Consider the following 10,165-nt stretch of genomic DNA (forward strand, 5'->3'; position numbering starts at 1 on the left):
ACTCTCTGAAAATGTTGACACTGTATTTTTTAGTATGACAATTGGACTATTCTTTTATGTCTTTTTAATGCTTTCTATAGATAAGGAAATTGTTAACCCCTTGTCTCTCATGTTTCCTTTTATATTAGGTGTTTATTATTACCAGTATATGCTTTCATCTAAGCAAGAGATTCTGAGTCTAGATACTATCTCCGCTATTATATTTTTTATATCTTTTTATGTGTTAGGTGTTTTATTAACTTTATTAAATAAAAAATCAATTTTGAAAAAGAAGATAATTAATCATAAAATTCATAGTGTACTTGTGGTCGATCTTTTTTTAATTTTTGGACTTGTTATTTTCTTAATTGAGTGTGCATTAACTGGAGGGTTTCCGTTTTTCATTGCATTAATACACAAAATTAATGTATACGAGGACATGTATTATGTTCCTATTCTTCATTACTTTGTGATGCTAATTGCGATATTTCCATCAGTATATTATTACTTCTATAAAAATAATAAAATTGGAAGGTTTAAGTTTTTCGTTGTTTTATTCGTGTCTATATTTGTATTGCTCAATATTATGTCAAGGCAAATATTTATATTCTCAATTGTTTTTATGTTTTTTACATATGCTAAAGTTAATAAAATAAATACTAATAAGTATATATTAAAAGCTGTTATTTTTACTTCTGTTATGTTTTTAGTGCTTGGGTTCGTTAGGATTCAATCTATAAATAACTCGATCTCTCAGCTCGAATATCTTAAAGCATATGCTGGGGTGCCAAAAGAGAGAAATGTTAATACATTTGATGTGACATTTAACTTATATACGAGTCAAAACTTGGTGACACTAAATGATATGATTACCAAGGTCGATTCTCAAGAATTTGGCTATGGTAAATATTCGTTACAGTCATTTATCAAAGTTCTTAAATATGATCAAGCATACAATATTGAATATGCCGTTCAGCTAGATAGCTTTGCTCGTTTAGGGACCATCATCGCTGATCCATACTTAGACTTTGGCTTAGTTGGAGTTACACTGTTAGCAATATTATACGGTATAATTAATACAGTATTTTTCTTAAAAGCAAAACATTCAGATTCTATTCGGTATACGTTTTTTTGGGCTGTTCTTTGTTTCATAATGATCATGTCTGTTTTTACCAATTTTTATAACGTTTTATTTTCATGGTTAATCTTTTTGTTTATATATTTTATTACTTTAAAGGCTAAAACTAACAAATGATATTTGCAGTAATAGTTACTTACAATCCGATTCAAGATAATTTGACTAGCCTAATTAATGCGCTGAAAAATAATCAAGTTACTCCTGTAATAGTTGATAACGGAAGCGCAGAACCGGTTACTGCAGAGTGTGAAATAATTAAATTAGAATCTAATTTGGGTATTGCTAAAGCACAGAATGTCGGGATTGAATATGCCTTATCTTTTTCCCCTGATGCATTAATATTTTTCGATCAGGATTCAAGCATTAAAGATAACACTTTTATCGCATCATTATATGAACCAATCTCTAATGGGCGAGCCCAAATTACAGCTCCAGTATTTATTGATAACGCGCGTGGGTTTATTTATCCGATAGTCGAAATCACTAAACATGGTGGGCGTATAAAGCATTACCCTAGTTCCGATAAACCAGAATTTTTTGTTAATAACGCCATATCGTCAGGTACAATGGTAGAGCCAAAGGCTTTGAAAAAAATAGGTTACATGCTTGATAGTTTATTCATAGATTATGTAGATACTGAGTGGTGCCTAAGAGCCGCTAGTAAAAATTTGAAAGTTTTAATCGTTCCTTCAGCCAGGATGATCCACTCTATTGGTGATAAAACCTTGAAGATAGGACGTTTTTATATTCCAAAGCATAGCCCTTTCAGACGTTATTATCGGATTAGAAATTCATTTTTCTTACTTAGGCTTTCCTATGTCCCTAAGGTGATGGCACTGAGAGAGATAATATTCTCTATTATTCATCAAGGTATCCTTATTTTATTTTCTAAAGGAGAACGAGTGGCCTATTTAAAAAGCCTAATAAGAGGCTGTAAAGATGGTGTTTTAGGGCGATTTAGTTGATGGCTAAGAAAAATAGAATCGCTATTTTACTGGCTGCTTACAATGGTGAGTCTTATATTAGCGAGCAGTTAAAGTCTATACTCGAGCAAAAGGAAGTAGACTTAACAGTATTTATCTCTTTAGATAAAAGTTCAGATCGTAGTTATGAAATTATCACCGCTTTTGCTTTAAAATATCCTAATATTGAATTGTTAGAATATGGTGAAAAATTTGGTTCTGCAGGAAGCAATTTTTTTCATTTAATAAAATCTGTGAATGTTGAAGAGTTTGAATATGTTGCGTTTGCAGACCAAGATGATATTTGGAACGCTTCAAAATTAATCGATGCTGTTAGCATGTTAAACAAAACTAGCGCAGATGGATACTCGTCAAATGTTCTTGCATTTTGGGAGGATGGTCGAGAGAAACTAGTCCATAAATCTTCTCCACAATCTGAGTTTGATTATTTATTTGAATCTCCAGGCCCTGGATGCACTTTTGTTTTTACAGCTAACTTATTTTGTTTAATCCAAGATAATATTCGGGTCAACTATTCAAAAGTTCACCTGTTATGGTTGCATGACTGGTTCTGTTACTCATTTGCTCGTTTTAATGGTTATAAGTGGGTTATAGATCCTAGATCTTCTATGAAATACAGGCAGCATAATCAGAATGAGGTTGGTGCTAACGCAGGAATATCGTCTTTCATAAATCGAGCCAAAGCAATGTTCGATGGGAGTGGGTTAGCTTATGCCAAATCTCAGTCCCAGTTTATCGGGCAAGAAAATACTAAACCTATGAAATATTTAAGACAAGGACGACTAGGGTATTTAAAGCTTTCCTTTATTAGTTACAAATTAAGGCGAAAAACTTCGCATAAACTTTTTTGCGCTTTATTTTTCTTGGCAATGTTTATAAAAGGTCCCAATAAAGAAGAAGGAAATGTATTTTGAAGTTACTCTTAACAGGTGCATCTGGATTTATTGGAAAAGAGGTTACAAAACTTTGCGCTAAAAGTAAGCTGCATGTATTTGCTTTAACGCGAAACTATATCGAAGGGTGTGAGCATAAAGTAATCCCTCAACTTAAAGATGCTAAAGCTGAAGATATGAAAGGATACGACGCCATTATTCATTTAGCCGGTATAGCCCATACTAAGGGAGTAACAGCTAATGATTATTACAACTATAATACAGAGCTCACGATTCACTTGGCAAGAATGGCTGCTAAAGCAAATGTAAAGAGGTTTGTTTTTATAAGCACTATTGGTGTAAATGGTAAAAGTACTAAAGGTGATCCTTTTTGTAACTCTGATTCTGCAGAACCACATAATGATTATGCAAAGTCTAAGCTTGAGGCTGAGCTAGGCTTAAAAAAAGTGTCTTTAGAAACAGGTTTAGAAGTGGTTATTATAAGGCCTACATTAGTGTACGGAGCTTCAGCACCAGGTAACTTTGGCTTACTAAAAAAACTCGTTAGTGCGCTTCCAATATTACCGTTTGGATTAATCAACAATAAAAGAAGTTTTATTTTTATAAAAAATTTGGCTGACTTAATACTACTATGTACCCATCATTCAAAAGCAGCAGGGGAAACATTTTTAGCTTCGGATGGTAGGTCCGTATCAATAAAGCACTTTACGAATGAATTGGCAAAAGGTCTAAATAAAACTAGTTTCCAATTACCAATACCTATCAGCTTGATGTTATTAATCGGAAAAATCACCAGAAAGTCAGAAATGGTGGGGCAACTAGTTGACGACTTAGAAGTTGATTCTTCTAATATAGCGAAGCTTTTAGATTGGAAACCTCCGTACTCATTAAACCAAGCTATGTCATATATAAACAGAGATATTCATGATTAGATTATTCGATATTTTTTTTGCGCTTTTTGGTTTGCTTTTTGCTCTACCATTTCTACTTATTTTATACATTATTGGCCTTTTCGATACAGGGTCGCCTATATTTAAACAAGAGCGAGTTGGGAAGAACAAAAAACCTTTTATCTTAATAAAATTCAGAACAATGTCAGTGGATACTGCATCTGTTGCTAGTCACTTAGCAAGTACATCATCTATAACGCCATTTGGTGGCTTTTTGCGTAAAACTAAATTAGATGAATTACCACAACTATGGAATGTACTAAAAGGTGAAATGAGTTTGGTTGGACCTCGCCCAGGTCTATTTAACCAAAAAGAGCTAACAACAGCTCGTGATACTAAAAACATTTATGATGTGCGTCCAGGCATTACTGGTTTAGCGCAGGTAAACGAAATCGATATGTCAACGCCAGAATTGCTAGCTGAAACTGATTATAAAATGATTAGTACTTTGAATTTAAAAAACTACTTTAGCTATATATTCCAAACTGTTGCAGGTAAAGGGAGCGGTGATAGAGTTAAGTAGTAAGCTGCAGTGGTACAAAAACTTACAAAAAATAACCAAATACATAAAGACTATATAAATATTTACATATAGTCTTTAACTATTAAGTGCAATAGTTGTTCATCTTGTAGTAAAATTGTAATCAATAGAATAGCAGTATTGCTGCTAGCTTCAGGGAAATGTATTGTGCCTTTAAAATTTTTAGTAAATTTGCCTCGTCCTCAAAAAAGAATTATTTCTCTCCTTATCGATAGCGTATTTATAATAGTGGCTTTTTGGCTGGCTTTTTTGCTTAGGCTAGACAGCACAGCCGTTTTAAAAAATACACACACATGGGTACTATTGGCAACAGTATTGCCTTTGAGTTTATTAAGCTTTGTAAAGCTTGGACTTTACAGAGCTGTATTGCGCTATATGAACACTCAAGCTATGTGGGCAATTATTGCGGGCGTGGTACTTTCGACTGTTTATTTAACAGTATTATCTTTTTTCCTTAGTGCGCCAGTACCAAGAACAGTGCCTTTTATTTATGCCAGCTTTTGTATTCTATTCGTAGGTGGTGCAAGGCTAACCGTACGAGCCGTAGTTGGTCAAATAACTATGCGCCGTAAAGAAGGTGTAATTATATATGGGGCTGGTTCTGCTGGTCGTCAATTAGCCACCGCCTTAGCAAACGGGCCAGAATATTCACCCGTCGCTTTTATAGACGACGACCCTAAAAAGCATTTATCGTTAATTCAAGGTATTTGTGTACATGCACCGTCGCAAATTGCTGAAATAGCAAAGCAAAAGTGTGCAAATAAAATACTACTGGCACTACCAAGTACATCTCGAAGTCGTCGAAAAGAAGTCCTTAACGCAATAGAAAAATTTAAACTACAAGTTATGACAGTTCCCGGTATGGCCGATATTGTTGCAGGGACAACTAATCTTGATGAAGTCAAAGATGTTGAAATTGATGACCTGTTAGGGCGTGATTCAGTTCAACCACGTCAAGATTTAATGTCAGCAAATATAGCAAATAAAGTTGTTATGATAACGGGTGCAGGCGGTTCTATAGGTTCAGAACTCTGTAGGCAAATAATTAAGAATAGTCCGTCTAAAATAGTGTTATTTGAGCTTTCTGAATTTGCTTTATACGCAATAGAAAAAGAGCTATCAGAATACTCCAATACACATAACCTGAACTTTGAAATACTTCCAATATTAGGATCTATTCAAAATAAAAAGCTTGTTGAATCAACACTAGCTACTTTTGGTGTACAAACTGTTTATCATGCTGCAGCATATAAGCATGTACCATTAGTTGAACATAATGTTGTTGAAGGCGTACGTAATAATGTTTATGGTACCTATAATTTAGCTACAGCAGCAATAAACACTAAAGTAGAAACATTTGTATTAATTTCTACAGACAAAGCAGTGCGCCCAACAAATATAATGGGCACAACTAAGCGCATGGCTGAATTAGTACTGCAAGGGCTATCTGAAATCCAAGACACAACACGCTTTACCATGGTGCGATTTGGTAATGTTTTAGGATCGTCTGGTTCTGTTGTGCCTCTGTTTAGAAAACAAATTAAAGCAGGTGGCCCAATAACACTAACCCATCAAGATATAACCCGTTACTTTATGACAATACCAGAGGCTGCCCAGTTGGTTATTCAAGCAGGTGCAATGGGAGTGGGTAGTGACGTGTTTGTACTTGATATGGGAGAGCCTGTTAAAATCAAAGATTTAGCTGTTAAAATGGTTCATTTATCAGGGCTTGAAGTTAAACATGCAAAACGCCCAAATGGCGATATAGAAATAAAGTGCACAGGATTACGCCCAGGTGAAAAACTCTTTGAAGAGCTACTCATTGGAGATAACGTTATTGGAACAGACCACCCAAGAATCCTAAGTGCACAAGAAGTTAAAATGCCTTGGTCTGAGCTCGATCCATTTTTAGATAAACTTAAAATTGCATGTGACGAGTCTGATCATCAAGAAATACGTAGGTTATTTTTAACAGCACCTACCGCTTTCTCACCCACTGATGGCATTTGTGATTTGAATTGGAAGCAAAAATTTAATAAGCAGACTAACGTTACAATTTTACCAAATGTAAGTGGCTCCTAAAGCGAATAGATTGCAATAGTTTGATCTGGGAATGACGTACACCTACGTGGTTTTTTACCCTCGGTGTATGTGGTCATGCAGGCGCCTTGCTTACTGGCGCTTTAAAGCCATCGCTTTTACAAGTAAACACAATCCCAATATGGGTATTTCCTTATGTTGTCCACTAAGCCCGCACGTAAAGGGTTTGCCACTATATACCTCGCTTGACCTATTAAATCTTCATCATTTCTTATTTTGTGGTCATAGTAATTTGATTGCCATATCTTTCCGTGTGTACCACTATGTTTATTAAGTCTATAAGTTGTAATGTTTTTAAAATTCCTAACTAGGTTTGAAAGGTCAAGGCTACTATTTAACTGTAAAATCCAATGTATATGATCAGGCATGATTACGTAGCAGATAGTATTAAGTGAATTGTTTCTTGAAAATTTAATGAGTTCACTCGCAATTAACCGAGCACATAAAAAGTTAGCAAATAATGGCTTACGAAAATCACAGCAAATTGTAATAGAGTAATAAGCGTTTACCGAAGTGCAGCGTCCTTTTAAACGTTTATGTGTGTTAGCCATATAATTAATTTCCATTTGAATAAATTAAATTGCGTGAGCAAGCTTCACGCCTACGTGGATTTTTACCCTCGATGTATGGTAACCATGTAGGCGCCTTGCTTGCTGGCGCACTAAAAGCGCAGCTTTTACGTATGTATTAAATTGCGTGAGCAAGCTTCACGCCTACGTAGGTTTTTACCCTCGGTGTATGTGATCATGTAGGCGCCTTGCTTGCTGGCGCACTAAAATCACCGCTTTTACGCATTTATTAATTTGCGTGAGCAAGCTTCACGCCTACGCGGATTTTTACCCTCGATGTATGTGACCATGTAGGCGTCTTGCTTGCTGGCGCACTAAAAGCGCAGCTTTTACGTATTTATTAAATTGCGTGAGCAAGCTTCACGCCTACGATCTACCTATCTCAACTTCAACATCATTACCTAAAACCTCTTTGTACTTTGCGGCTAACGCGTTTTTTGCATCATCATCGCCATGCACAATTTTTATCAGGCTTGGCTTTTTATGCATACCCGTTACAAACTTAATTAATCCGTTTTGATCGGCATGGGCACTATAACCACTAATTGTATGTACTTTTGCGTTTATAGTTATGCGAGCATCATTTATAAAAACATACCCATTACGTGGGCCATATGTTTGAATTTCGCGGCCTAACGTTTTGTTTCCTTGGTAACCTACAAACAATACATCGGTGGTTTTGTCACTTAAAAATCGCTCAAGATAATTAACTATTCGGCCACCAGTGCACATACCACTTGCCGCTAATATTATGGCTGGTGTTTGTCGCGAACTTAAATAGTTAATAACAGCCAAATGCTCTTTGTGTGAATCAACCGTAGTTAGATTGTTAAAATCGAGCGGGTGCCTACCGTTTGCAACTTTGCGTTTGGCCTCGCTATCCCATAGGTGCTTAAACGTTTTGTATTGCTCAGTAAAATTGGCTGCCATAGGGGAGTCGAGTATTACGTGAATGTCTCGCCACTTAGACTTTTTAGATGAGCTATGTATGAGTTGCTCTAATTCATAAAGTAGCTCTTGTGTGCGGCCAATACTAAAAGCAGGTACTAAAACAACACCATTGTCGGCTACGGCGCGTTCAATAATGCTTTTTAGCGTTTTAGTACGCTCTTTACGGCCTTGGTGATTTTTATCACCGTAGGTTGATTCAATAACTAGGGTGTCGGCTTTATAGGGCGGCTTTGGCGAAGGGAGTAACGGGGTATATGGCGCGCCTAAGTCTCCGGAAAATACAACGCAATGTTTGTTGTTATCGCTATTTGTAACATCAATTTCAACGTATGCAGAACCTAATATATGGCCTGCACGCTGAAACCTCGCTTTAGCTTTACTGAGCCCTTTGCAAGGTAGTTCAAACCACGTTTTATAATCTACAGCAACTATACGTTTATTTAATAAGCTTAAGCAGGCAGCTATAATTTTAGGGTCGCGGGTTACACCCACTTTTAAAGCATCTTCAATTACTAAAGGTAATAAGCTGGCAGATGCAATACTTGTAAAAATAGGGCCTTTAAAACCGGCTGCTAATAAGTAAGGAATTCGCCCAACATGGTCAATATGGCAATGAGTAACAATAAGCGCAGTAACATGGGTAATATTAAACTCAATTGATAAATCGGCTTTAGAGTCTTCGCCTTGAAATAACCCGCAATCAATAAGCACACTTGTTTGCTCGTTAACGACTAGCTCGTGGCACGAACCAGTAACCCCATTAACCGCTCCGTGGTGAAGTATTTGCATTGTGCTTCCTTGTCATCAATTTGTTACATTGAATTTTAAGGTAGAAGTAAAGCCATAATTATTCAAGGTTCTAACGCTTGGGCTAAATTAATAACCTTATCTAGAAGCATGTACCCACCTGTAGGCGCGAATTTACTTCGCGCTCATGTTTTAACACCTAAAAAAGCGAGGTATAAAACCTCAGCTACAAACATGTACCAACCGGAGGTGCGAATTTACTTCGCACTCATGTTTTAACTCCCCAAAAGCGAGGTATAAAACCTCACCTACAAATATATACCAACCGGTAGGTGCGAATTTACTTCGCGCTCTTGTATTAACTCCAAAAAAAGCGAGGTATAAAACCTCACCTACAAACATGTACCAACTTGTAGGTGCGAATTTACTTCGCGCTCTTACTTGTATATTTATTAAAAAATATTAATTAAAGTTTTTAATAAATTTTCGCGGTTAAACTTTTGTTTAGCCCAATCTAAACATGGCTTTATAGGTACTAAACTAGCGTCAAGGCCTTTACTCCCTTTAAACTCAATAACAATATTTATTAAAGTGAGTGGCTATTAACCGCTAAGGCTTATTTACATAGGTACTCTATGTTGGCTATAATGCCGCCGTTGTTTAGTTTGGAATTGTATTTTTTGCAATTTAGTTATGTATTAAGGGCTACTATGGAATGTTGGTATTTAGTCGTATGCAAACCTAAGCAAGAAGAGCGAGCTAAAACTAACTTGCAAAATCAAGGGATTGAAGCGTTTTACCCCCAATTAACTACCGAAAGGTTGGTTAAAGGTCGTCGGACCGTCAAACACACCGCTTTATTCCCTAATTATTTATTTGTATGCCTTGAATCAAAAAATGGTAACTTTTCTGCTGTAAAAAATACCCGTGGAATAGGTGGTTTTGTTTCTTATGGGGCAAGTTATCAGTTGGTTTCTAAGCACATAATTGACCAGTTAAAAAATGAACGTGCACATACTATAGAATCAAAAATACCAAAAACAGGTGATGTAGTAAGTGTTAACAACGATTCATTCAGTAATATACAAGCAATATACAAAGAGCCCGATGGCGACTTGCGCAGTATTTTACTAATTAACTTACTTAATCAAAAAATTGAAGTAAGTGTAGATAATAAAGATATTAAGCAATAATAACTAAAAACGTAGCAGCGGCTTTATGCCGCGAAAAAATATTTTTATATCAGTAACTAGGAACTGTAACCTAAGGGCGGAAGCGTGCCTAAAGCACTTAAAGCTACATGGTTAAGTTCAC

Annotated in this window: 9 protein-coding genes; 7 read left to right on the top strand and 2 right to left on the bottom strand. The window is 36.0% G+C overall.

Annotated features, from left to right (window positions below; translation table 11 throughout):
* Nucleotides 1-34 precede the first annotated feature (34 nt).
* From CXF64_RS20695 to CXF64_RS20720, 6 genes are all read left to right on the top strand, one after another.
* A complete protein-coding gene (locus tag CXF64_RS20695) occupies nucleotides 35-1,234 on the top strand; it encodes an O-antigen polymerase (RefSeq protein WP_157823689.1) in 1,200 nt (399 codons plus the stop codon).
* Nucleotides 1,231-2,082, top strand: a complete 852-nt coding sequence (locus CXF64_RS20700) for a glycosyltransferase family 2 protein (RefSeq protein WP_101218009.1) — start codon at nucleotides 1,231-1,233, stop codon at nucleotides 2,080-2,082. The genes CXF64_RS20695 and CXF64_RS20700 overlap by 4 nt, the downstream gene beginning before the upstream one ends.
* Nucleotides 2,082-3,014: a glycosyltransferase gene (locus CXF64_RS20705; protein ID WP_101218010.1), complete on the top strand. Its 933-nt coding sequence runs from the start codon at nucleotides 2,082-2,084 to the stop codon at nucleotides 3,012-3,014. The genes CXF64_RS20700 and CXF64_RS20705 overlap by 1 nt, the downstream gene beginning before the upstream one ends.
* On the top strand, nucleotides 3,011-3,925 hold the full coding sequence (locus CXF64_RS20710; RefSeq protein WP_101218011.1) for an NAD-dependent epimerase/dehydratase family protein: 915 nt from the start codon (nucleotides 3,011-3,013) through the stop codon (nucleotides 3,923-3,925). The genes CXF64_RS20705 and CXF64_RS20710 overlap by 4 nt, the downstream gene beginning before the upstream one ends.
* Complete coding sequence (locus tag CXF64_RS20715) at nucleotides 3,918-4,466, top strand: sugar transferase (protein WP_101218012.1); 549 nt, start codon at nucleotides 3,918-3,920, stop codon at nucleotides 4,464-4,466. The genes CXF64_RS20710 and CXF64_RS20715 overlap by 8 nt, the downstream gene beginning before the upstream one ends.
* Nucleotides 4,467-4,631: 165 nt before the next feature.
* Entirely contained in the window at nucleotides 4,632-6,566 is a 1,935-nt protein-coding gene (locus tag CXF64_RS20720; protein ID WP_101218013.1) for a polysaccharide biosynthesis protein, read from the top strand.
* Between the two features lie 116 nt (nucleotides 6,567-6,682).
* On the opposite strand, the gene CXF64_RS20725 is transcribed toward CXF64_RS20720, so the two are convergent.
* Nucleotides 6,683-7,150 carry an REP-associated tyrosine transposase gene (locus CXF64_RS20725; protein ID WP_331459152.1) on the bottom strand — a complete coding sequence of 156 codons (468 nt, stop codon included), beginning with the start codon at nucleotides 7,148-7,150 and terminating at the stop codon, nucleotides 6,683-6,685.
* A gap of 369 nt (nucleotides 7,151-7,519) precedes the next feature.
* Complete coding sequence (locus tag CXF64_RS20730) at nucleotides 7,520-8,893, bottom strand: MBL fold metallo-hydrolase RNA specificity domain-containing protein (RefSeq protein ID WP_101218014.1); 1,374 nt, start codon at nucleotides 8,891-8,893, stop codon at nucleotides 7,520-7,522.
* Nucleotides 8,894-9,561: 668 nt separating this feature from the next.
* On the opposite strand from CXF64_RS20730, the gene rfaH reads away from it, so the two are divergent.
* Nucleotides 9,562-10,044 (top strand): transcription/translation regulatory transformer protein RfaH, encoded by a 483-nt coding sequence (rfaH, locus tag CXF64_RS20735; RefSeq protein WP_101218015.1) that lies wholly within the window; start codon nucleotides 9,562-9,564, stop codon nucleotides 10,042-10,044.
* The last annotated feature ends 121 nt before the right edge of the window (nucleotides 10,045-10,165 follow it).

The sequence above is a fragment of the Pseudoalteromonas sp. GutCa3 genome (assembly GCF_002836155.1).
GTDB classification, from domain to species: domain Bacteria; phylum Pseudomonadota; class Gammaproteobacteria; order Enterobacterales; family Alteromonadaceae; genus Pseudoalteromonas; species Pseudoalteromonas arctica.

Excerpts from the sequence above, each read along its gene's own strand:
- CXF64_RS20705 (WP_101218010.1), top strand. The coding sequence starts at position 2,082 with ATGGCTAAGAAAAATAGAATCGCTATTTTACTGGCTGCTTACAATGGT.
- CXF64_RS20725 (WP_331459152.1), bottom strand. The coding sequence starts at position 7,150 with ATGGAAATTAATTATATGGCTAACACACATAAACGTTTAAAAGGACGC.
- CXF64_RS20715 (WP_101218012.1), top strand. The coding sequence starts at position 3,918 with ATGATTAGATTATTCGATATTTTTTTTGCGCTTTTTGGTTTGCTTTTT.
- rfaH (WP_101218015.1), top strand. The coding sequence starts at position 9,562 with ATGGAATGTTGGTATTTAGTCGTATGCAAACCTAAGCAAGAAGAGCGA.
- CXF64_RS20700 (WP_101218009.1), top strand. The coding sequence starts at position 1,231 with ATGATATTTGCAGTAATAGTTACTTACAATCCGATTCAAGATAATTTG.
- CXF64_RS20730 (WP_101218014.1), bottom strand. The coding sequence starts at position 8,893 with ATGCAAATACTTCACCACGGAGCGGTTAATGGGGTTACTGGTTCGTGC.
- CXF64_RS20695 (WP_157823689.1), top strand. The coding sequence starts at position 35 with ATGACAATTGGACTATTCTTTTATGTCTTTTTAATGCTTTCTATAGAT.